General features: G+C 62.6%; 22 protein-coding genes. 5 read left to right on the top strand and 17 right to left on the bottom strand.

Annotated elements, in window-relative coordinates:
* From BSG19_RS13700 to BSG19_RS13720, 5 genes are all read right to left on the bottom strand, one after another.
* On the bottom strand, nt 1-1,116 hold the full coding sequence (locus BSG19_RS13700; protein ID WP_092988597.1) for a mandelate racemase/muconate lactonizing enzyme family protein: 1,116 nt from the start codon (nt 1,114-1,116) through the stop codon (nt 1-3).
* Nucleotide 1,117: 1 nt separating this feature from the next.
* The gene (gene ugpC / locus BSG19_RS13705; RefSeq protein WP_092988598.1) at nt 1,118-2,227 is read right to left on the bottom strand and encodes an ABC transporter ATP-binding protein; all 1,110 of its coding nucleotides are present in this window, start codon (nt 2,225-2,227) and stop codon (nt 1,118-1,120) included.
* A gap of 4 nt (nt 2,228-2,231) precedes the next feature.
* Complete coding sequence (locus BSG19_RS13710; protein ID WP_092988599.1) at nt 2,232-3,098, bottom strand: carbohydrate ABC transporter permease; 867 nt, start codon at nt 3,096-3,098, stop codon at nt 2,232-2,234.
* Nucleotide 3,099: 1 nt separating this feature from the next.
* Nucleotides 3,100-3,993, bottom strand: a complete 894-nt coding sequence (locus tag BSG19_RS13715) for a carbohydrate ABC transporter permease (protein ID WP_092988600.1) — start codon at nt 3,991-3,993, stop codon at nt 3,100-3,102.
* Between the two features lie 137 nt (nt 3,994-4,130).
* Nucleotides 4,131-5,369, bottom strand: coding sequence for an ABC transporter substrate-binding protein (locus tag BSG19_RS13720; RefSeq protein ID WP_244529278.1), 1,239 nt, complete (start codon nt 5,367-5,369; stop codon nt 4,131-4,133).
* Between the two features lie 247 nt (nt 5,370-5,616).
* On the opposite strand from BSG19_RS13720, the gene BSG19_RS13725 reads away from it, so the two are divergent.
* Both BSG19_RS13725 and BSG19_RS13730 read left to right on the top strand, forming a co-directional pair.
* Nucleotides 5,617-6,414 (top strand): IclR family transcriptional regulator, encoded by a 798-nt coding sequence (locus BSG19_RS13725; RefSeq protein WP_092988602.1) that lies wholly within the window; start codon nt 5,617-5,619, stop codon nt 6,412-6,414.
* 96 nt (nt 6,415-6,510) lie between these two features.
* The gene (locus BSG19_RS13730; RefSeq protein WP_092988603.1) at nt 6,511-7,365 is read left to right on the top strand and encodes an amidohydrolase family protein; all 855 of its coding nucleotides are present in this window, start codon (nt 6,511-6,513) and stop codon (nt 7,363-7,365) included.
* A 9-nt stretch (nt 7,366-7,374) separates the two neighbouring features.
* On the opposite strand, the gene BSG19_RS13735 is transcribed toward BSG19_RS13730, so the two are convergent.
* From BSG19_RS13735 to BSG19_RS13770, 8 genes are all read right to left on the bottom strand, one after another.
* Nucleotides 7,375-8,394 carry an ABC transporter permease gene (locus BSG19_RS13735; RefSeq protein ID WP_170865973.1) on the bottom strand — a complete coding sequence of 340 codons (1,020 nt, stop codon included), beginning with the start codon at nt 8,392-8,394 and terminating at the stop codon, nt 7,375-7,377.
* 1 nt (nt 8,395) lies between these two features.
* Nucleotides 8,396-9,355 carry an ABC transporter permease gene (locus tag BSG19_RS13740; protein ID WP_092988604.1) on the bottom strand — a complete coding sequence of 320 codons (960 nt, stop codon included), beginning with the start codon at nt 9,353-9,355 and terminating at the stop codon, nt 8,396-8,398.
* Entirely contained in the window at nt 9,352-10,095 is a 744-nt protein-coding gene (locus BSG19_RS13745) for an ATP-binding cassette domain-containing protein (protein ID WP_092988605.1), read from the bottom strand. Before BSG19_RS13745 ends, BSG19_RS13740 begins: the two co-directional genes overlap by 4 nt.
* Nucleotides 10,088-10,825: an ATP-binding cassette domain-containing protein gene (locus tag BSG19_RS13750; protein WP_092988606.1), complete on the bottom strand. Its 738-nt coding sequence runs from the start codon at nt 10,823-10,825 to the stop codon at nt 10,088-10,090. The genes BSG19_RS13745 and BSG19_RS13750 overlap by 8 nt, the downstream gene beginning before the upstream one ends.
* A 65-nt stretch (nt 10,826-10,890) precedes the next feature.
* On the bottom strand, nt 10,891-12,081 hold the full coding sequence (locus tag BSG19_RS13755) for a substrate-binding domain-containing protein (RefSeq protein WP_092988607.1): 1,191 nt from the start codon (nt 12,079-12,081) through the stop codon (nt 10,891-10,893).
* A 40-nt stretch (nt 12,082-12,121) separates the two neighbouring features.
* Nucleotides 12,122-13,237, bottom strand: a complete 1,116-nt coding sequence (locus BSG19_RS13760; RefSeq protein WP_092989062.1) for an extracellular solute-binding protein — start codon at nt 13,235-13,237, stop codon at nt 12,122-12,124.
* Between the two features lie 26 nt (nt 13,238-13,263).
* The gene (locus BSG19_RS13765; RefSeq protein ID WP_092989063.1) at nt 13,264-14,457 is read right to left on the bottom strand and encodes a CaiB/BaiF CoA transferase family protein; all 1,194 of its coding nucleotides are present in this window, start codon (nt 14,455-14,457) and stop codon (nt 13,264-13,266) included.
* A 12-nt stretch (nt 14,458-14,469) separates the two neighbouring features.
* Nucleotides 14,470-15,018, bottom strand: coding sequence for a MaoC family dehydratase (locus tag BSG19_RS13770; protein ID WP_092988608.1), 549 nt, complete (start codon nt 15,016-15,018; stop codon nt 14,470-14,472).
* 138 nt (nt 15,019-15,156) lie between these two features.
* Here BSG19_RS13770 and BSG19_RS13775 point away from each other — a divergent pair, with 138 nt between their 5' ends.
* Nucleotides 15,157-16,254, top strand: a complete 1,098-nt coding sequence (locus BSG19_RS13775) for a lactonase family protein (protein WP_092988609.1) — start codon at nt 15,157-15,159, stop codon at nt 16,252-16,254.
* Between the two features lie 35 nt (nt 16,255-16,289).
* Here the strand turns inward: BSG19_RS13775 and BSG19_RS13780 are convergent, their stop codons facing one another.
* The 4 genes from BSG19_RS13780 to BSG19_RS13795 are packed head-to-tail and all read right to left on the bottom strand — an operon-like array spanning nt 16,290 to nt 19,706.
* Nucleotides 16,290-17,549 (bottom strand): ABC transporter substrate-binding protein, encoded by a 1,260-nt coding sequence (locus BSG19_RS13780; protein WP_092988610.1) that lies wholly within the window; start codon nt 17,547-17,549, stop codon nt 16,290-16,292.
* Between the two features lies 1 nt (nt 17,550).
* On the bottom strand, nt 17,551-18,597 hold the full coding sequence (locus BSG19_RS13785; protein ID WP_092988611.1) for an aldo/keto reductase: 1,047 nt from the start codon (nt 18,595-18,597) through the stop codon (nt 17,551-17,553).
* A gap of 10 nt (nt 18,598-18,607) precedes the next feature.
* A complete protein-coding gene (locus BSG19_RS13790) occupies nt 18,608-18,961 on the bottom strand; it encodes a TIGR04076 family protein (protein WP_092988612.1) in 354 nt (117 codons plus the stop codon).
* Nucleotides 18,954-19,706, bottom strand: coding sequence for a GntR family transcriptional regulator (locus BSG19_RS13795; protein ID WP_244529279.1), 753 nt, complete (start codon nt 19,704-19,706; stop codon nt 18,954-18,956). Before BSG19_RS13795 ends, BSG19_RS13790 begins: the two co-directional genes overlap by 8 nt.
* Nucleotides 19,707-19,908: 202 nt before the next feature.
* Here BSG19_RS13795 and BSG19_RS13800 point away from each other — a divergent pair, with 202 nt between their 5' ends.
* Nucleotides 19,909-20,172: a hypothetical protein gene (locus BSG19_RS13800; RefSeq protein WP_092988613.1), complete on the top strand. Its 264-nt coding sequence runs from the start codon at nt 19,909-19,911 to the stop codon at nt 20,170-20,172.
* 76 nt (nt 20,173-20,248) lie between these two features.
* A complete protein-coding gene (locus BSG19_RS13805; RefSeq protein WP_092988614.1) occupies nt 20,249-22,651 on the top strand; it encodes an FdhF/YdeP family oxidoreductase in 2,403 nt (800 codons plus the stop codon).
* Nucleotides 22,652-22,666: the final 15 nt, after the last annotated feature.

Genomic DNA, 22,666 nt, shown 5'->3' on the forward strand with positions numbered 1-22,666 from the left:
CTATCGCGCCGTGATGTCGCGGGTGAACTCGGAAACGCTCTGGGCCTTCACAGCATCCCAGTCCCAGGCGATGCCCAGCCCTGAGTCGCTGGGGGCGACGGCTCGGCCATCCCGGATCTCCATCCCCTTGGTCGTGAGGTCATCGAGCTGCGGGATGTACTCGACATAGCGCCCGTTCGGTACGGCGCAGACGAGGCTGACATGCAGCTCCATCAGAAAGTGCGGGCAGACGGGAATGTCGAATGCTTCGGCGGCATGCGCCACCTTCAGCCACGGCGTGATGCCGCCGATACGGGCAACATCGACCTGCACAATGGAGCAGGCGCCCTTCTGCATGTATTCGCGGAAGTGACGGATGGAGTAGATGGATTCGCCGACCGCGATCGGCGTGGCCGTCGAGCGCGTCAGGCGGATATGTCCGTCGAGATCGTCGGCCGGCAGCGGCTCCTCGATCCAGGCGAGATCGAGCTCCTTCAGCCGCTCGGCCCGCCGAATGGCCTCGTCCACCGAAAAACCCTGATTGCAGTCCGTCATGATCTCGAAGCTGTTGCCCAGCGCCTTGCGCATGGCCGAAAGTCGGGCGAAATCTTCCGAACCATGCGGCTTGCCGATCTTCACCTTCGATCCGGCAAAGCCATTCTCCTTGGCTTGCAGAGCATCCTCCACCAGAGCACCGGCTTCGATATGCAGCCAGCCGCCCTCGGTGGTGTAGAGTGGGCAGCTTTCGCGCGCGCCTCCGGCAAGTTTCCACAGGGGCAGGTTCTGCTTGCGCGCGCGCAAATCCCAGAGCGCCGTATCGACTGCCGCCAGTGCCAGTGCGCTGATGGCGCCGATGGTGGTTGCGTGGGTGTGGAACTCGAGCTTGTGCCAGATCGCCTCGATCCGGTCCGCATCCTCCCCCAGGAGAACGGGGGCGAGATGGTCCGCAAGCAGCCGCATGACGGACGAGCCGCCAGTGCCAATCGTGTAGGAATAGCCGGTGCCCGTTGCGCCATCGCTATCGGTGATGGTGAGGATGGGCGTTTCCTGGCTGACGAAGCTTTGGATCGCATCCGTCCGCTTCACCTTCGGCTTCAGGTCGACCATGCGCAGTTCGATGCGTTCAATCCGGGCCACGTCAGACCTCCCCAATTGCGGCGAGGCTGCGCCCGGTCTCAGCCGAAAACAGGTGCGCCTGCGAAAAATCGAAGCTCATGGCGATGCGCTCGCCGGACTTGAGTGCCCTTGGATTGAGCATCCGCGACACCCATTCGCGCCCTGCGAATTCTACGAAGACGAGCGTTTCATTTCCGAGAGGTTCGGTGATCGAGACCGGAAGCGTTATCTCGTGCACGGCGCCGTCGCTCCCGGAACTGAGGCCATGACCGCTCGGGAAGATATCGTCGGGACGCAGGCCGAAAATGACCTTTTCACCCTCCTTCACCCTGCCGGTAAACTGGGACGGAAGCGGAAGGCTGTCGCCGTTGGCAAAGACGAGCTGGCCGGACGACACCCGCGCTTCCTCCATATTCATCGGCGGCGAACCGATGAAGCCGGCGACGAAGCGGCTTACCGGCCGCCGGAACACCTCGTCCGGCGTTCCCACCTGTTCGATATAGCCATCGCGCATGATGACGATCCGGTCAGCGAGCGTCATCGCCTCCACCTGGTCGTGCGTCACATAGATGACGGTCGATTGCACCTTGGCGTGCAGTTTCTTGATCTCGGTGCGCATCTGCGTGCGCAGCTTGGCGTCGAGGTTGGAAAGAGGTTCGTCGAACAGAAAGACTTCTGGATGACGAACGATGGCCCGGCCCATGGCCACGCGCTGGCGCTGGCCGCCGGAAAGCTGCGCCGGCCGCCGTTCCATCAGCGTCTCAAGTCCCAGGATCGCGGCCGCCTCGTTGACCTGCCTGTCGATCTCGCTTTGCGGCTGCTTGGCGATCTTGAGCGAAAAACCCATATTCTCCCGCACCGTCATGTGCGGGTAGAGCGCATAGGACTGGAACACCATGGAGATGTTGCGGTCGCGCGGCGGAAGGTCGTTGACGACGGTGCCGCCGATCTCGATGGCGCCGCCCGACACGCTTTCGAGCCCCGCAATCATGCGCAGCGTTGTCGATTTGCCGCAGCCGGAGGGGCCGACCAGAGCGACGAACTCGCCATCCGCGACGTCGAGATCGATGCCATGCACGACCTGTAGCGCACCGTAGGATTTGACCAGCTTCTTGAGAGAGACCTGAGCCATGAGATCAGCCTTTGACAGCGCCGAATGTCAAACCTGACACGAGGTGCTTTTGAATAGCGAAGGTCAGAGCCAGCGCCGGGAGGATCATGATCACCGCCAGCGCGCACATGCCGCGCCAGTCGATGGTGAATTCGGAGGTGTAATCGAGCAATCCCACGGGAAGCGTCTTGGAGTTGACCGAGCGCGTCAGCTGGGAGGCCAGCGCGTACTCGTTCCAGCAAGTGAGGAAGGAGAAGATACCGGCAGATGCGATGCCGGGGCCGGCAAGCGGAAACTCGACCTGCCAGAACGCCTGCCATCGGGTGCAGCCGTCGATCTGTGCAGCTTCGGCGAGATCGCGCGGCACCTGCCGGAAGAACCCGTCGATCAGCCAGATCGTGAAGGGTACGTTCAGCGCGACATAAGTGAGGATGAGCCCGAAATGCGTATCGATGATACCGAGACGGGAATAGACGATGAAGAGCGGCAACGACAGGGCGATGCCGGGCACCGAGCGCGTCAGCATCAGGCCAAGAAACGCACCGGACTTGCCGCGAAACCGAAACCGCGCAAACGCGTAGCCGCCGGACATGCCGATGGCGAGCGCGATGACGGTTGACGTCATCGACACGATCAACGAGTTGCGGAAATATTCCCAGATGGGAATGCCGCCCTGCCCGACGCCGCCGAACATGGCGCGATAGGCATCGAGCGTGATTTCCTGCGGTATCCAGACCGGCGGCTTCGCCATGATCTCGACCGTCGGGCGCAGCGAGCTGAGCACGATCCAGAGGCCCGGCAGGCAGATCACGAGCATCGCGAGGAAAAGCCCGATCAGATAGGCGACATGGAGAACGCGGCGCTTCAGGCGCTGTTTCGAGTTGCGGTCCATCTTACCACTCCGCTCCGATCTGGGTCCGGGCGGCAGCAAGCTTCCGGAAGAAATAGACGGTGAACAGGATCGACAGCAGGATCGAGACGTAAGCCATGGCGTTGGCGAGGCCCATCTGCGCATCGGAATAGGCGGTGCGGCCGACCAGCGTCCAGATCAGCTCCGTGCGTCGCGCCGGCCCGCCATCGGTCATGATCTTCACGATGTCGTACGCACGGGCGATATCGAGCGAGCGAATGGTCATGGCGATGTAGGCGAACGGCATGATGAAGGGCAGCGTGACATAACGAAAGGTCTGCCAAGCCGTGCAGCCATCGACCTTTGCCGCTTCCACGGGCTCCTGCGGCATCGCGAGAAGCCCTGCCAGAATAAGAATCGCGAAGACGGAGGTGGAGGACCAGACCTCGGCGACGACGATGGCGAACAGCGCGAGATTGCCGTCGATCAGCCATGGGATCGCCTGATCCGTCAGGCCGAGAGACTGCAGAGCGTTGTTTACGAGGCCGACATTGTCGTTGAACATGAACTTGAACTGGAAGCCGACCAGAACCGGTGAGAACATCATCGGAAACATCATGATCGTGCGCAGCGCCCGCTTGCCCCGCGTCGCCTTGTTGACGAGCAGCGCGAGGCCGAGGCCGAGCAGCATTTCAAGATTGAGCGCGATGGTGAGCAGGACGATCGTGCGCAGGAACGCCGACCAGAAGACCCAGTCGCTCAGGATACGCTCGTAGTTGCGAAAGCCGGCCCAGACCCAGAGCGAGGCCGGTCGCGTCAGGCGAAAGGGTGTAAAGCTCGAATAGAGCGACAGAAGCAGCGGCAGCAGCACGACGGCCGCCAGCACGACGAGCGCCGGCAGCAGAAGAAGAACCGGTGTTGATACTTTTCGAAACATGCTTGCCACCTGATGGCCAACGACAAAGCGCGTGGCCGATCGAGAACGGAGACCCGCCCCGAGACGGTATGGGGGCACGCCTGGAGCCGACGCGCTTTCGCCCGCCCGTTATACTGCGGGCGAAAGCGGGGATGGCGTCAGAGCGCGCCAGCGTCTTTCAGGATGGTGGTCGCTTTTTCAGCGGCCGCGTCCAGGGCTTCCTTCGACGTCTTGTCGCCGAGGATGGCGGCCTGAAGCTCCGGATAAACCGTATTCGAGATCTCGATCCACTCCGGTGTCTGCGGCACGGCAAAGGCGCCTTTCGCCGTTTCCTGGAAGGTGCTCAGCACTTCCTTCTTGTAGGGATCCGAGGCAGCCTGCTGGATATCCCATTCCCACACGGCCGTGCGGGTCGGGAGCGTGCCGTTCGCGGCCTCCAGCTTCTGCGAGTCCTCGTTGGTCAGAAACCAGACGAGCGACGCAGCAGCCTCCTTGTTGGCGCAGGCGTCCGTGATGGAGAAGCCGTGGTGGCCGGACCACCCCGTACGCTTGCCGGTCGAACCGGCCGGCGCCACGGTGACACCGACATTGCCGGCAACCTTGGAAGACTTCGGGTCGTTGAAATATGTCGCCCATCCTGGCCAGTCGAGGTTGAGCGCGACAGTGCCCGAAGCAAAGCCGGCACCAAGCTCGTCCCAAAGATAATTGGTCGTGCCGGCGGGAACGGCTTTCGACTTGTAGAGATTGACGAACCAGTCGAGCGCACGGACGCCTGCCTCCGAATTGAAGGCGGGCCTGCCGTCTTCATCCAGATAGGCGCCACCCTCGGCGATCAGCATCTCGTAGAAGCGGCCGTTGATCGCCTCTTCCTTGCCGGCGAACTGCGTGCCGTAGAAGTTCGGTGGGGCGGCGAAAAACTGCGCCTGGTCCGAGACCTGTTTCCAGGTATCCGGCGGCCCAAGGTCGTAGCCGTATTTCTCCTTGAATGCCGCCTTCTTGGCGTCATCCGTGTAGAGGCTCTTCTGATAGTACAGGGCGGAAACATCGAACTGCGCGCGCGGCAGCATGACCAGCTTGCCGTCGATGGTGGACGCCTTGATGACGGTGTCGACATATTCGCCGACGATCTCGTTCGGAACCAGCGTGTTCAGGTCGACATAGAGATCGGGATATTGCGGGGCGAAGGAGGAATGATTGGAGCCGACGCACCAGGAAATAGAGCCGGAGGCGATGTCCGACTTGATCTCCTTGTCGAGTTCGAAATGGTTCTTCTTCGAGAGCACGTTGACCTTGGCGCCCGTCGCCTTCTCCCATTCCGCAATCCGCGCATAGAGCGGCTCGTATTGCTGGCCTCCGATCAGCTTGGCGTCGATAACGACGCCGTCGAATTTGCCCATCAGTTCGGCCGCGCCGGCTACGCCATGCACCAGAACCAATGCCACGACGCCGGACGCGGCGCCACTCAGCAGCTTGTTCATCAGGTTCCCCTCCTCCGCATGCACCCCTCCTCAGGAGCACAGACTCTCATCTGCGAGAATTTCATTCATATACAAACAACATTTGCGAACGTCGTCAAGCGACAACTTTGCTTTGTCCAGCAATGGTTCTTCGTATATGGAAATGCGTATTCACAGAGGACGCTGAATGTCGGACGGAGAAGACGATCGCTACCGCGCACCGGCGCTGGACAAGGGGCTCGATATTCTGGAGCTGCTCGCCGGTGTGGATGGCGGACTGACGCAAGCTGAGATATCCAAGAAGCTCAATCGTAGCCCGAACGAGTTCTACCGGATGCTCGACCGCCTCGTGCGGCGCGGCTACATCACCCGAATCGATGGCGATCGTTATTCCCTGACGCTCAAGCTCTTTGGCCTTGCGCAGCTGCATGCCCCGACGCGCCGGCTGGCAGCCTATGCCACGCCGCTGATGCGCGATCTTGCGCAGCGAACACGACAAGCCAATCAGCTTGCCGTGTTCGATCGCGGCTCCGCCGTCGTCATCGCGCAGCAGGAAGCCCCCGACTACTGGGGTATTTCCATCCGCGTGGGGTCGCATATCAGCCTGTTCGATACGGGCTCCGGCCATGTTCTGCTCGCCTTTCGCCCACCGGAGGAGCGGGAGATGATGATCTCGGAGCATGTGAAGAGCCGGAAGGATATCGAGCTCACACCGGAGTTCTTCGCGCGCCTGGATGAGATCCGCGCGCGCGGCTACGAGATGATGGCGAGCGCGCAGACGGCTGGCGTGTTCAACCTTTCCGCCCCCATCCTCGGGCCGGACCGTCGCGGCATTGCGGCCCTCACCGTGCCCTATATCAGCCTCGTCAACGCGCCGTCGGCGCCCGATATCTCCACGACGATCTCGCTGCTGCAGAAGACCGCCGAGCAGCTTTCGCTTCTCGCCGGCTCGGATGTGCAACACGACAACCCGGCGGAGTTGTGAGTTCCCCCGAAGCACGCAAACCGGTGCATTCTTATTTGAAACCTCTGCTCCCCTGTGAGAGTGTCCTTTCAGGCGCATGACGCGGGAGGAGCAAACATGATCATCGACACCCATCTTCACCTGATCGACAAGACGGCCCTCACCTATCCCTGGCTTTCCTCCGTTCCGGCACTCGACCGGGACTACCTGTACGAGACCTATCGTCAGGAGGCATTGCGCTGCGGCATTGCGGCCAGTCTGCACATGGAGGTGGATGTCGCGCCCGATGAGATCGAGGCGGAAACCCTGCATGTCGGGCAACTCGCGGCAAAGCCGGAAAGCCTCATCGTCGGCGCCATCTCCGCCTGCCGGCCGGAAGAGGAGAGCTTTGCCGCCCTCCTGGAGCGTCAGCGCGAGAACCCGCTGGTCAAAGGCTTTCGCCGTGTGCTCCACGTCATGCCGGACGCGCTCTCGGAAAGCGCCACGTTTCGCGAGAACATCAGACGTCTGGGTGGCACCGGCCTCACGTTCGACCTTTGCGTTCTACCGCGCCAGCTGGGCCACGCGGCGGCACTTGCCGACCTCGCACCGGATGTGACCTTCATCCTCGATCATTGCGGCGTGCCCGATATCCGCTCGGGCGACATCTCGCTCTGGCGGGACGAGCTGAAGGATGTGGCGCGCCGCCCGAACGTGGTCTGCAAGATCTCAGGTCTGATCGCTTATACCGAGCCGGATAGCTGGACCGTGGACACGATCCGGCCCTATGCGGAAACCGCCATCCTGCAGTTTGGATGGGACCGCGTTGTGTGGGGCAGCGACTGGCCCGTCTGCACGCTCGCCGGCAGTCTCTCGACCTGGGTGGCCGCAACGCAGGCGCTGCTCGCAACCAGCAGCGATACGGAGCGTCATGCGCTGCTCGCCGGCAATGCGCTCACGCTCTGGAGCCTCGACCTGCCCATCGGGGTGTGAAACCCCGTTTCAGATCGTCATGCTGACATGTTTCTCCCGGCCGTAGATGGAGACGAGCAGGATGATGACGGCCCCCAGCGACGCCTGAACGGCGGCCGGCTGGAAACCCAGGCCGATCAGCAGCGTGTTGATCTCGGTGAGGACCAGCACGCCGGCGATCGTGCCGAGATAGCTGCCCCGCCCGCCGACAAGCGCCGCGCCACCCACCACGACCGCAGCGATCGTCTGGAACAGATAGGGCTGGCCGACGTCGCCATAGGCCGAGCCGGTGAAGCCGAGAAGAAGAATACCTGTGACGGCGGCAAACATGGCGCTGAGCGAGAAGGTCAGCATCCACATGCGCACGGGGTCGATCAGCGCGAGAGAGGCCGCACCGGGATTGCTCCCGAGCGCATAGAGCCGCCGACCATAGGGCGTGCGCGCGAGGACGACGACGATGAGCGCTGCAAGGACCACGAGCGCCGGCACCACCCAGGGGAACGGCAACGGCCCCGCCGACCCGCCGATGGAGACGAAGGCCGAGACGTAAGGCGGCGCGGACCCGGATGGGAACCCCGCTGTCCACAGCAGAACGGAACCCTGCATGATCATGCCGATGCCCAGAGTGACGATCAGCGGATGGATATCGAGCCGACGCGAGATGTAGCCGTTCAGCGCGCCGATGAGCATCGCGACCACGATGACGAACAGGCAGACAAGGGCGAAATTCCATTTGTCGCCATAGAGCTGCGCCGCGACCACATTGGCAAAGCCGATGATGAAGGGGATCGACAGATCGATCCCGCCGAGGATGACCACCAGCGTCTGCCCGATGGAGGCGACGGCGAGGAGCGCAGCGATAACAAGAAGTGCGCGGATGGCGAACGGCGAGGAATAGCCCGGAATGACAAGTGTACCGACAAGGTGCAGCACGCCCGCAATGAGGAAGGCCATGAGGATGCGGCCGTTCGTGCCGGCAAGGCTTGAGCGGATGCGCAGGGCGAAGCCGGTGCCCGGTCTTTCGCCGGTACGCGTCTCGACGATAGCCATGTCAGACCTCCCGGCCACGGGCCGCCCGCTCCTGCACGGCCGTCAGGATGACGGCGACGACGAGGATGGCGCCATAGGCGATTTGTAGAACGTATGTGGAAACGTTGAAGGCAGTGAGCACGCTTTGCAGCAGAAAGATATCGATCGCGCCGATGGAGGCGCCGACAAGCCCGCCTCGTCCGCCGGCAAGGCTGACGCCGCCGAGGGCGACGGCTGCAATCGAGATCAACGTGTAGGCCTGTCCGATATTCGGATCGGCCGAGCCGATCAGCGCCGTCAGCATGAGGCCGGCAATGGCGGCAAAGACGCCCGTGATGACATAAGCGATGAACCGGACGCGGGTGACATTGACGCCGGCGGTATACGCGGCACGGTCGTCGCTTCCGATCGCCATCAGCTGGTCGTAATAGGGAAGTCGCCTGATCGTCCACCATGCAGCAAAGAGCGCGATCAGCGGCAGCGCCGACCAAGGGCCGGCCAGAGCCTTCAGCCAGGCCGGCGCCGGACCGATCGGCGCAGGCAGGATCGTCAGGGTGACACCGGTCAGCACGAGATAGGTTCCGAGCGTCGCGACGATCGGCTGGATGCGTACCAACGTCGTCAAGGCACCGTTTATGGCGCCGATGGCAGCGCCGATCAAAAGGGCAGCGGGAATGATGACGAAGGGTGAGGAGATGCCTGCTTTCAGGAACAGAAGCTGGATGACGATGGCGTTGACGAAGCCCATCAGCGGGCCGACCGAGATGTCGATGCCGCCACGGCCGCCGAGGATGACAGGAGCAGAGGCGACCGCCGCTCCGATGAGGGGTGCAGCGAGCCCGATGAGCGAGCCCCAGGCCGACGGCTGAAAACGCGTCGGATTGAGAATGAGATTGACGACGAGCAAGATGACGAGGAGCACGAGCGCAAAGCCCGTATCCCGCCATAGCCGTTGCAATATGTGCAGAGGCGTCTTCGTCATGCGGCACGTCCAAACATGGCGGCAATGACGGCGTCCGTTGTCATCGCGGACCCTTTGAGGTTTGCGACGATGTCATGGTCGCGGAAAACGAGAACGCGGTGGCACAAGAGCAGAATTTCCTCGATCTCGCTGGAGAGAACGGCCAGCGCCATGCCGTCCGCTGCGAGACCGCGAAAGACGTCGTAGAGCACATGACGGGTGGCAACATCGACGCCACGGGTGGGATCATTCAGCAGCAACACGTCGGGCTGCAGCGCCAGAGCACGCGCCAGCAGCACCTTCTGCTGGTTGCCGCCGGAAAGCGTGGTAATCGGCGCATCCGGCCGCGGCGCGGCGATAGATAAGCGATCGCGATAAACCTCATAGCGCCGCGCCCGGTGACCGGCTCTGATGAAGCCGAAGCGGGCATCCTCGGAGACGGTGGAAATCGCGAAATTGTCGAGAACCGACTGGGTGGGGAAAATACCGGTCGCCCGCCGGTCGCGCGGGAGGTACGCGATACGTGCGGCAACGGCCTTTCGAAAATCCGTGATCCGCCTCTCGCTACCGCAGCGCTCCAGAGAAACGCTGCCGGCAATCGGCTTCTGCAGGCCGGCCAGCGTTTCGAGAAAACGCTCCTGCCCATGCCCATCGAGGCCGGCAAGACCGACGATCTCACCGGAGCGGATCTTTTCAGTGATCGGTGACGCGCCGCGCCGGATGACGAGGTCTCGGGCATGAAGGCTTGCCGTATCAGACATGCAGCAACTCCGCGGCCGTTTGAGGTGCCATGGCTTTCAGAAGCTCGGCAGGCGTCGAGAGCCCTCGCTCCTCGGTCGTCACGACCTTGCCGCTGCGCAGGATGGAGATCCTGTCGGAAAGGCTCATCACCTCATCCATCCTGTGCGTGATGAAGAGAAGCAGGGAGCCCTCCGCCGCCAGTTGGCGCATGAGCGAGAAGACGGACTCCCGGTCGGCATAATCGAGCGCGGCCGTCACCTCATCGAGGATGAGAATGCGCGGACGGCGGACGACGGCGCGCGCAAGCACGATCAGCTGCTGTGCGGCCAGCGGCAGGGCGCCGGTCTCGATATCGAGCGGAACAGGCGTAACGGCAAAGCGGGCAAGCGCATCGGCTGCGGTCTGCCGCCGGCGCGCGCGCGGGATCGTCCGGTGAACAAGACCGTCGAGCCCGAGAAGGATGTTGTCTTCGACGCTCCTGTCGGGTGCGATCAGCACCTCCTGGAAGACGGTCGCAAAGCCCGCTGCCTGGAAATCGGCGGGCCTCCTGCCCGAAAACGGTTTGCCATCCAGCAGCATCGTGCCGCCATCCGGCTGGACGATGCCCGAGAGCAGCTTCACAAGCGTGCTTTTGCCCGAGCCGTTTTCGCCGAGGATCGTGTGGATGGTTCCGGCCCGGAACGCGATGGAGGCGCCGGCAAGGGCCACCGTTTCGCCATAGCGTTTCGAGAGGGTGTCGATTTCAAGCATCACGCAGTCCGTCTGTGGCGGCGGGTCGTTTTTTGGACCGCGCCCGCCTGTCCCTGAGGTTAGCCCTACTTCGCGCACGCATCCGGGGTGGATGCGTAGTCCCAGCCCGGCGTGGGCTTGGCCCCGTTGAAGTAAGCGTCGAGCAGCGGCTCCGGCATCGGGTCTTCCGGCGGCACGGGAAACACGGATACCGAGTCCGGCATCATGCAGTCCTTGTACCAGTTCGGCAGGTCCGCATTGTGGATGGCCGGAATCGGGATCATCAGCGTGTTCAGCTTCGGCTTCTGTCCATCCAGCATGCGGGCGCCGACACGGAAAAGCGTCTGAGCCGTCCAGTGCGGCAGGAGCGCATGCCCCTCGAAGCGGTACTTGTCGGGATTGGCTTTCCAGTAGCCGAGCGCATCGCCGGTGAGCGAGCCCGTGATCAGCGGCGCCGGGCGGCCTGCTTCTGCGAAAGCTTCTGCTACGACACGGCTTTCGCTGCCCGTGGTCCACACGGCATCGATGGGCGCCGGATTGGTGGCAATCGCCTGGAAGACCACCGTCTTCGTGACGTTTGCGGTCCAGTTGCCATTGACGCTGCGTGCGACCTTGAGCTTGGCGTTTTCGGCGAGCGCCTTGTCGCCGCCCTGCCGCTCCTGAACCACGATCGGGTGGCCAGCGATGCCCTCTACGAGGAGAACGCTGCCGCCATCCGGCAGCGCCTTACCGACGGCGCTCATCATGTCGTAGCCCCAGCGCGCATAATTGGAATCGACATTGATGGCGTTCGGGCTGGTGACGGAGCCTGCGGCCGTGACGAAGGGGATACCGGCCTTGGCAGCGGCGTCGATCGCATCGTCCAGCGCCGTTGCGGAGCCGGGAATGGACGTGATGATCGAGCAGCCCTTGTCGACGAAAGCGCGGATCTGGTTGATCTGCTGGCTGACGTCGTTGTTGCTGTCGGACACTTCGAAGCTGGCCACGGTCCCGCTCGCGATCAGCCCTTCGACCAGACGCTGCAATTCCTTTGTCACCGTCACTCGCCACGGGTTACCCTGATAGGACTCCGAATGGCACCATTTCCATGGCTTTGCAGGTGCCGTGAAGCCGTCCCAGGCCGATGGCGCGATGGCTTGCGGCGCACCCTCATACTGCGCCTTCAGGGGCTCCGGCAGACCGGCGACGACATTTGCCACGGCATCCTGCGCCTGCGCGGCCGGCATGGACAACACGAACGCCGTAGCGGCCAAAAGGCCGTTGATCCTCAATTTCATATGTTTCTCCTCCCGAATGCCCGGCTCCTCCGCCGGAAAGCTAGATCGTCTTGAAACTCTCACGAAACAGGCGGTTGAGGTCGGCGACGACCTCGACCGCCGCGTGTTTCTCCAGAAGACCGCGATTGACCCGGTCGGACGCTGACTGTTGAAACGGCATGTAGCCATCGTGGCGCGGGCGAACCCAGGCCGCTTCCAGTGTCGCCCGCGTGGCCCGATAGAAACGGGCCGTCGCAGCGTTCACCGTTTCGTCCTCCCAGGCCGCAGCATGTCCCGGCTGCCCGCCGGACGCGGCATAGAGACCTTTTTGCACATCGCCGCTGGCGATCCAGTAAGCAAAGTCGATCGCCTCCCGGGGCGACGCCGAAAAGGCGGAAACCGCGATACCTGTGCCGCCCAGCGCTGACCCTGCCGGTCCGCTTTTGCCCGCTGAGGGTATGTCGCAGAAGTGGATGCGCCTCTTCCGAAATCCAACAACGGCGTAGCTGACATAGCCGTAGATCAGCGGCGCACAGGAAAACGCGGAACCGCCGTCCGCCATCGTCTCGAGAACAGCAATCGGGTCCATCTCGAAACAGGTCGCGGGCACGAGAGCGGCCATCTCCCGCAACGCCTCGAAGGCCGCTTCTCCAGCCTCGGGCGCGATCAGCCGGTCCCCCTCGACAGAGCATGGCGTGCCGAGATTGGCGGCCAGCGTATAGAAGCTCATGAGGCTGTGCGGCGGACGAAGCGGCAACAACACGCGGCCGTCGCGCGCGAGGTCCAGCGCTTCGTCCCATGTTGCAGGCGCTGCCGAGAGGAGATCGGGCCTGAAGGCCTGCACCTGCGTTGCCGCATCGATAGGCAGGCCCCATTGCCGGCCCTGCCAGTGGTAGCTCGGAAACGATGCACCGACGCTTCCGGCGCGAAGAGCCTCGGCCTCGGCCGCTTTCTCCGCCACATCGAGCGGCGCGAGGCAATTCTCCCGTGTGATCTGCCCGACATGCGGATGGTCGATGACGATGAGGTCGTAGGCGCGAGCGAGATCCTCGACCGGATAGGTCTCGAAATCCTGCAGGGATCGCTTGTCCCAGGTGATCGAGATACCGGTTTGCTCTTCCCACAGACGCGAGCAGGCAACCATCGGATCGTAGCCGCGCGGGTGGTTCCAGGTCATGCCCTTGAGGGTGATCCGTGCGGTTGTCACAGGCCGAACTCCTCTCGGATCGCCGCGCTTTGCTCGCCGATGCGTGGTGCGGCCCGATCGAAGGTCGGACGAACGCCGTCGATCCGCAAAGGGGACCGCGTCGTGTGGATCGAGACGCCATCGTCGCGCGAAACCGTCTGGAGCATATCGAGATGCTGAAAGCCGTCGCTTTCCATCAGCTCCTTCCAGTCCATCACCTTTGCGCACCAGATATCCGCCGGCTCCAGGATCGCCAGCCATTCATCGATGGTCTTCTGCGAGATGCGTTTGGCGATCAGCGCCTTGATGGCGTCGCGCGCTGTAAACCAGGTCGACGGGTCATCCCGGAACATGGCAAGCTCGTCCATCTCCAGAAGGTCCGCCAGTTTGGGGATCGGCGTCATAGCGATGGCGAGATAGCCGTCCGCTGCGGGGTAGACGCCGTAGGGGGCCGAAAGGTAAGCGTGGGCGCTGCGGAAATCCGAGCGCTTCGGCAGGCGACGGCCGTCGTTCAGGTGTGTGGTCAGAACCTCGAATTGCAGATCGACCAGAGCTTCGAGAAGGCTGGTCTCCACATGGCTGCCTTTGCCCGTGACGCCACGGCGCACAAGCGCCGCAAGAATGCCCTGCGCCGCAGCCGCACCGGCCAGCATATCGCCGATGGCAAGCCCGAAGGGCACAGGGCCCTGTCCCTCATCGCCGTTCAGCCACATGACACCGGAGCGCGATTGCGCGAGAAGATCCTGCCCCGGCCTTGCCACCCACGGCCCCTCATTGCCGTAACCGCTGATCGAACAGAAGACGATGCGCGGATTGATCGCCTTCACGGCGGTGTAGTCGAGCCCCAGCCGCTCGATGACGCCAGGGCGGAAATTCTGGATGACGACGTCGGCGCTTTCCAGCAGCTTGCGAAGGGCTGCCAAATCGCTCGCATTCTTCAGGTCGATCGCAAGGCTTTCCTTAGCGCGGTTGATCGCGTGGAAAATCGTGGAGTCGCCACCGATCTCGGTATCGCTCAGGTAGAGCCGTCGCGACAGATCGCCGCCATCGGGACGCTCGATCTTGATGACGCGCGCGCCCAAATCCATCAGGCGAAGCGAGCAATACGGGCCGGACAGGAACTGGCTCATATCCACGACCAGAAGACCGCTCAAGGGAAGTTCCGCCTCGTTCGTTTCGGCTGTCGTCGTGAAGGCAGGGATATCGGACATCGGCATAAAGGCTTACTTTTCCGTGGCGGCAATGGCGCCGGGGTTTTTGTAGCGGACGGTTTGAAGGTGCTCGCAGTAGAGGACCAGCTCGCCCTCTCCCTTGAAAATCTCGTAGCTGGCCCTGATCAGGCCGAGATCCGCAGTGCGGGGCTTCTTCTCCATGTTGGTCCGGATCGTGTAGATCGTGTCGCCTATGAAGACGGGCTTGATAAAGCGCAGCCTGTCATAGCCATAGGAGAAGGCATTGACGCAATTCGTTGCAACGAGGCCAAGACCTGCCGAAAAGACGAAAGCGCCGGCGACCAGTCGACGACCGAAGACACCCTCGCGCCGGGCGAACATATCGTCCTGAACATAGGGGTGGATATCCGTGACCAGCGTGTTGAAGAGGTGACTGTCAGATTCACCGAGCGTTCGACGCAGCGAACGGATCTTCTGACCGACGGGCCAGTCCTCGTAAAACCAGTTCTCTGCATTCCATACGGGCAGGCCTGCATGATCGGCCGGCATGTCCGAGGGAAAGGTGCTCTCCACCCCGACCGTGGGCTGAAATATCTCCACGAAGCTCCTCCTCCGCTTTTTCTTATGTAAAGATAGTTTTCACATATGGATTGAATTTGCAAGAGGCATCAAGCATTCTGATGTTGGGCGCAAACGCTCGGCGACGGCTTGTGCGGAGGGGGAACGGGAGTAAGAAACATGGCGGAACTCTGCCTGATGTTTGTCGGATCGCTCAACCGCGAAGCACCTTACTTCCAGGGCGCGCGGGGCACAGGCCTGACCGTCTACGGTTTTGATGAGGATACGCTGGCGGTCGAGACCCTTGGCGCCTTTTCCGATATCGACAACCCCACCTTCCTCTCCGTTACGCCGGATGGCCGCCGTATCTATGCCAACTCCGAGATTTTCGGCTGGGCGGAAGGTCTCGTCTCGGCGCTGTCCTTCGACAAAGCGTCAGGCCGCATCGAGCCGATCGGCATGCAGCCAACGCTCGGCAGCATTACCGCGCACAATACGCTTTCCGACGACGGGAAATGGTTGTTGGTCGTGAACTACGGCATGGGCGCCGGTGGACCGGATCAGTCGCTCGTCGTCTACGGCATTCGGGAGGATGGACGCCTGACGCCGCCGGTCTCCAGCGTGCAGCAGGCCGGGAGCGGACCGGATGCCGACCGGCAGGAGCGAAGCCACGCCCATAGTGTAACCCGCATCGGACCGAACCTGCTTCTTGTCGCAGATCTCGGTACGGATACGTTGACCACCTACGCGCTTGATGAAGAAGGCACCCTGTCGCGCCGCCATGTCTGCCCCACAGCACCCGGCGCCGGACCCCGGCATGCAGCGCTTCATCCCGGGGGAGGCTGGATCTTCTTCATGAACGAGCTCGACTCGACCGTATCAAGCTATGCCGTCAACGGCGATGGACGCCTGACGCTCGCAGATACCCAGCCCGCCGTACCAGAGGATGCGAAGTCGGCCAATCATTGCGCCGATATCCAGATCTCGCCGGATGGCCGCTTCGTCTATGGCTCGAACCGGGGACACGACAGCATCGTCATCTTCGCCGTCAATGCCGAAACGGGCGCACTGACGCTCGTCGGCCATACGCCTTGCGGCGGCGCGACACCGCGAAACCTTGCGATCTCGCCGTCTGGTCGGCACCTTCTTTGCGCCAACCAGAACGCCGACGTCATCACGATCTTCGCGCGCGATGCGGACACCGGCGCCCTGGCCCCGACCGGGAAGATGATCGCCGTGGGCACGCCGATGTGCATCCGCTTTGCGGGATCGTCCTGAATGGCCGGCGAAGACGCCCCGCCGGCCAGCAAGGCTTAACTGCCGTCCTTCAGCTTGCCCACTTCTTCGGCGCTTAGTTCGCCGACCGTGGTGACTTCGCCGTTCGTGATCTTCCACAAACGGAATGGGCCGGTGATATCGCCATACTGGTCGAAGCTGACCGGGCCGATGACGCCTTCATACTTCACCGGCTTGCCGTCCTTGATCAGCGCCAGAGCCTTGACGAACTCTTGCTTGCCAGCATGGATCGGCGTGCCGCCTTCGGCCACGACCTCACGCATCGCGGTCTTGATGGCTGCGGCATCCGACTTGCCGGCTTTCGCAATGGCTAGCCCGACGATGGCACCCGCATCGTAGGAGCGATCGGCAGCCGGCGCAGAAGGCGCGATGCCACCGGAGAAGGCCTCGTAGTTGGCGTTGAAATACTCTGTCGAGGCGGTCGGACTGGTGCCGGACGATGTGCCGTAGGCGTTTTCCAGATACTGTGCGCCGACGCTTTCAATGAAGTCCTTGGAGTTCATGCCGTCGTTCAGCAGAAATGTCTGCTTGCCGCCGCCGGAAATCCAGGCGCGGGCAATGGTCGCACCGTCCACCGGCGTGCTGACGAGGTAGAGCGCGTCCGGCTCCCCGGCCATGGCGGCGCTCGCCTCCGATGCGTAGCTGGACTGCTTCTCATTGTACGGGGTCGTGGTGGTGATGGTGCCGCCGAGCTTCTCATAGGCCGTCTTGAATTCGCGCACCATGTTGACGCCGAAGTCGTTGTTGACGTTGATGATCGCGATCTTCTTCAAGCCCTGGTCGATCGCGTATTTTGCAGCCGCCGTGCCCTGCAGCGCATCGGAGGTAATGGTGCGGAAGAACACGCCATTCGTCTTGCCGTCACGACCGAGCGCGGTCAGCGTCGGCGACGACGAGGCCGGAGAGACCTGCACGACGCCGGCCGGCGCCGTGACCGAGGTCAGGATCGGAATGGACACCGAGGAGATGATGCCGCCGATGATGACCGGCACCTTCTTGATGTTGACGAGCTGCGTTGCCTGATCGACCGCGACATTGCCCTGGCTCTGGCTGTCGCGCGTGTCGGCTACGACATTACACCCACCCACGCCACCGGCTTCGTTAATGTCGCGGAAGGCCATCTCGACGGATTTCGCACCCGCCTGACCGTATTCGCCGGCCGGGCCCGTCAGTTCCATCACAAGGCCGACGGTGATGTCGCAGTCGGCCGACAGAGCCGGCGATGTGGACGCTGCCAGCGCAGTAAAGAGCGCTGCGAGCAGATAGGACGATCTCATTCTATTCCCCTTTGTTGAGATTGTATTTCATAATGGCGCCGTGGCGGCCCGTGCGGTCGCGCTCCAGCGCATAGACGTCGCCCTCCAGCGGTCGGGCTTCGGCGAGCACAGCTTCCAGCGCCGCATGGTCCGCGCCATCGAGCTGGATGTCGGAGATAGCAAGATTGCCCGCCAGATGGCTGCGATTGCGCGCGCCGACGATCACAGCGGCAACAGCGGGCTTTGTCAGCATGGCAGCGCTGGCGACCGTCGCGATATCGGTCCCTTGCCGGTCGGCAATGCGCCGCAGCGTCTGTAGAAGGGACTGGAAAAGCGCCCATCCGCCAAAATCGTCTATGATCAGCTTGTACTTGGTCAGTGAGCGGTTTTCGAGCGGGTGCTCCGGTTCCGCCTGCCCCAGCCAGCGATCGCTGAGAAAGCCACCGGCGACCGTGCCGTAGCAAAATAAAGCAAATCCCTTCTCGCGAGCAAGCTCGACCATGCGTTTTTCCGGGCGCTGGTCGAGCAGCGAGTATTGCAGCTGCAGAGAGGCGACCGGCACGCCGGCGTCGATGATGGCAGCGACATGATCGGTGTCGAAATTCGTCAAACTGACCTTGCCGATCCTGCCCTCCTCCGACAGTTCCTTCAACCATCCGGCCGTCTCCAGCCAGCCGGGCACATCGAGCGCCCACCAGTGAAACTGGACGAGATCGAGCGTATCGAGGTTCAGCCGCTTGCGCGAGGTGTCGATCACGCCCTCGACATAGCCCTTGTCGATGGTGTGGAGGACGGCGAGGTCGGGCACGAACTTCGTGTGGACCCGGATGCGTGAGAGAGCCTCGGCACCCCGCAGGTTGCCATAGGCGAGCCGGAAGCGCCCGATCAGCTCTTCCACCCCGGTATAGATGTCGGCACAGTCGAAGGTGGTGATGCCCGCATCGGCAAACGCGATCATGTCCTCCACCGCAGCATCGGCATCGACAGCGCCATGGCCGCCGGCCAACTGCCAGCCGCCGCGGATGACGCGGGAAATCTCGTACTCGGGAGCAATAGCGATGCGTTGCATATCGTGAGGCCTATGTCTCGTCGTTCAGGGGGACTGCGGTGGTCGCGGCATGGCTGAAACGCCTATGGCGCAGTCGCGTGATCCGCAGCCGCGTGGAGCAGTTCGGGTCCGGGCACGCGATGTCGGTATCCGTCGTCATCCAGTCGTTGCGATGGGTCGGCCGCTGCTTTGCGGCAAGGAGCGGCAGCACCGAGGCGAGCGAATAGATCGACAGTCCCTGCCCCTCCGGCAGGTAAAGCATTTCGCCACGCAACTCGAAATGATCCCCCGGTCTCGCGCCGCAGTAGACCGCTCCTCCCTCGGGGATGATGACATCCACGCGAAGATCGAACAGCTCGAAGCCGTCATCGCCCGTTTCAGCCATAGCGCACGTCCACCCGCTCCTGCGCATCGAGCCGGCCCCGGATGAGGTCGAACGAGCGACTGATATCATTGGCAAGCGACGTCAGCGCTGCCTCTTCGTGCCGCTCCTCAAGGGCTGAAATCAGCGCCCAGTGATGATCGGTGGCGGCAAGCCCACCCTGCTCGTCGTGGATCTGTGCCGCCTGCCGGATGATAGCGCCGGATTGCAGCCACAGGCTTTCCACGATCGACAGCAGAACGGGAGATCGGGCAACGCCGTAAAGATGGAAATGGAAGCGCTGGTTCAGCGCTGATGTGACATGGCCGATATCCTTGCCATGCTGCTCGAAAGCGGCATCGCAGTCCGTATTGACCTTTCTCAGGATGCCGAGGTCCTCATGTGTCAGATGCGGCAGCGCCAGCGAGACCATCCGCCCTTCGATAAGAATACGAGCCCGTGCAAGGTCGTCGAGCCGCGCACGCGTAATCAGAGGCACGCGGACGGAGCGGTTCGGCAGAGACTCCAGCGCCTTCTCCGAAACGAGACGGCCCAGCGCCTCGCGCACCGGCATGGTGCTTGTCTGCAAGCGATCCGCCAGATCAACGATCCGCAGCACGTCGCCCGCAGCGAACATGCCGTTGACCAGCGACTTCCGCAACTCCGCATAGACGCGATCCTGCAACGTCTCGCGTCCGACAGGAGAGAGGGTCTGTTCATCGACGCCAGCGGGCATGCTTTCGTTTCGCCAACCGCCCTTTGATTTCATCTCCATCGCCTGTTCCTGCCGCGTTCCCGCACCCGACCTTTTCTGCCTCGTAAGTTTGATCAAACATCACGGATCAAATCAAGCGCGTTTGGAACATGATCCTCTTCCACTCTCACGATGGCATTTCGAACCCGCTCTGGAACTTCACTCCTACTCCGCAGTTCGAACGACCTTCTCGTGCGCACAGCAAAGGAGCCGATCCATGAGCAGTTCCGAAACCACAACGGACCATGACACCATCCGCAAATGGGCGGAGGCGCGCAAAGGGCGTCCATCCGTCATTCGGACCGAAGGCAAAGGCGGTGTCTTGCGGTTCGATTTCGGTGACAAGGAGGAGGCGTTCGAAGAGGTGGACTGGGACGAGTTCTTCCGGATCTTCGACGAAAGCAAGCTCGCCTTCCTCTATCAGGACAAAACGAAAGACGGCGATACCAGTCGCTTTAACAAGTTTGTTGCCCGCGACTGAGGCGCCGATGTCGCGCCCGTTCCTCGGCGTTCTCCACCCGCTTTGACGGGAAACGATCAAGAGAAAGACGGCAGATATGACAGCAGGACCGAGCGCTCGACCTGTGATCAAGACCTATACCGGCCCGGCTGGCGGATGGGGTTCGGCGAAGTCCGTAAGCGAAATCATCGTTCGCGAACGTGTGCCGGCCAGCGGCTCGGCGCTGATGCGCAAGCAGAACAAGCCGGACGGCTATATGTGCGTCAGTTGCGCCTGGGCGAAACCGGCCAAGCCTCACCCGCTGGAATTCTGCGAGAACGGAGCAAAGGCAACCGCCTGGGAGATCACGCGCCGCCGGACAGGACCGGACTTCTTCGCGAAGCATACATTGCGCGAACTGGAGGACTGGCGCGACCATGATCTTGAGGAGCAGGGCCGGCTGCTGGAGCCGATGCGATGGAACGCGGAGACGGACCGTTACGAGCCGGTAACGTGGGAGGCAGCCTTCGCGGAGATCGGGCGGGAGCTGCAGTCGCTGGCGCCCGATCAGGTCGATTTCTATACCTCCGGCCGCGCCTCCCTGGAAACATCCTACATGTACCAGCTTTTCGCCCGGCTCTATGGCAACAACAACCTGCCGGACAGCTCCAACATGTGCCATGAAAGCACATCCGCCGGGCTTCCCGAAAGCATCGGCGCAACGGTCGGGACAGCGGTCCTGTCGGACTTCCAGAACACCGACTGCATCTTCTACATCGCACAGAACGTCGGCACCTCATCGCCGCGTCTGCTGCACGACTTGCAGGATGCCGCCGACCGTGGCGTTCCCATCGTCACCTTCAACCTGCTGCGGGAGCGCGGTCTGGAGCGGTTCAAGAACCCGCAGGCGCCGAGCGAGATGCTCTCGCCGTCGGACACGCAGATTTCATCGGACTATTTCCAGGTCAGAAACGGCGGCGATACCGCCGCGCTCTTCGGCGTCTGCAAGGCGCTGATCGAGGCCGATGACCTGCTGAAAGCGTCCGGTGAAAGCCTTGTGGCCGGTAAGGATGGTCAGCCGGACGATCCCTCCGAGGCGGGAACGGTGGCCTTCGCCGCATCGATCGCCGCTGCGGACAAGAAGCATGTGCTCGATCACGATTTCATTGCCACCCACACCGCAGGCTTCGAGGAATTTGCGAATGCCGCCCGTCGACGCCGCTGGGAAGAGCTGGAGCGTATCTCCGGTCTGACGCGGGAGCAGATGGTGAAGGCCGCAAGCATCTACGCGTCGGCGGATGCCGTGCTGATCGCCTTCGGCATGGGGCTGACGCAGCATGTCATGGGCGTCGAAAACGTGCAGATGGTTGCCAACCTCGCGCTTCTGCGTGGCAACATCGGCAAGCCGGGCGCAAATATCTGTGCGGTTCGCGGACATTCCAACGTGCAGGGGCAGCGCACCGTCGGCATTACCGAGAAGCCCGGGCTGGTTCCGCTCGACAAGCTCGCCGAACTCTATGCTTTCGAACCTCCACGCGAGATGGGCCGCAGCACGGTCGATACCTGCGAGGCGATTCTTTCCGGGAAGGCGCGCGCTTTCGTCGGCCTTGGCGGCAATTTCCTGCGCGCGATCCCCGAGACGCAAGCCGTCGAAAAGGCCTGGCGCAAGCTGCGCCTGACCGTGCAGATCGCTACAAAGCTCAACCGCAGCCACGTCCTTCATGGCGAGGTCGCCTATCTCCTCCCCTGTCTCGGGAGGATCGAGATCGACAACCAGGCAAGCGGTCCGCAGGCGGTCTCCATCGAGAGCTCGGTCGCCCAGTTTCACGGCTCACGAGGCCACGCGAAACCAGCGGGGCCGAACCTCAGATCCGAACCCGCCATCATCGCCGGCATCGCCAAGGCAACGCTGCAACGTGGAAACGTGCCATGGGATGCATGGGTCGCCGACTATGGAAAGGTGCGGGACGCGATCGAGGCGACCTATCCCGAGACCTTTCGCGACTTCAACGCGCGCCTCTTCCAGCCCGGTGGCATCACGCGGCCCGTGCCGGCGCGCGAGCGCAAATGGGTGACGCCGAACGGCAAGGCGAACTTCATCACGCCCGAGCGCCTGTTTCCGGATTTCGACCTGAAACCGGGCGTCGAAGCGGTGCTCAATCTCGCGACACTTCGCTCGAACGACCAGTTCAACACGACGATCTACGGCTACACGGATCGTTTTCGCGGCGTCGATGGCACGCGCAAGGTCGTCTTCATGAACGTTGTCGACATCGCGCGCTTCGGCCTTGCCGGAGGGCGCAGCGTCGATCTGGTCACTGCTATCGCGGACGGTACGGAGCGGAAGGTCGAGGGGTTCAGGATCGTGCCCTACGCCATCCCGGAGGGATGTTGCGCCGCCTATTTTCCGGAAACCAACCCGTTGTTCCCGCTGTCGCATCATGACGCGAAGGCGAAAACGCCGTCTTACAAGCTGCTGCCGGTCATCATCCGCGCGTCGAACGCGCAGCCGGTGGATTGAGGGAGCGTCGGTGGG

The sequence above is a fragment of the Rhizobium sp. NFR03 genome, assembly GCF_900111275.1.
Classification (GTDB): Bacteria; Pseudomonadota; Alphaproteobacteria; order Rhizobiales; family Rhizobiaceae; genus Ferranicluibacter.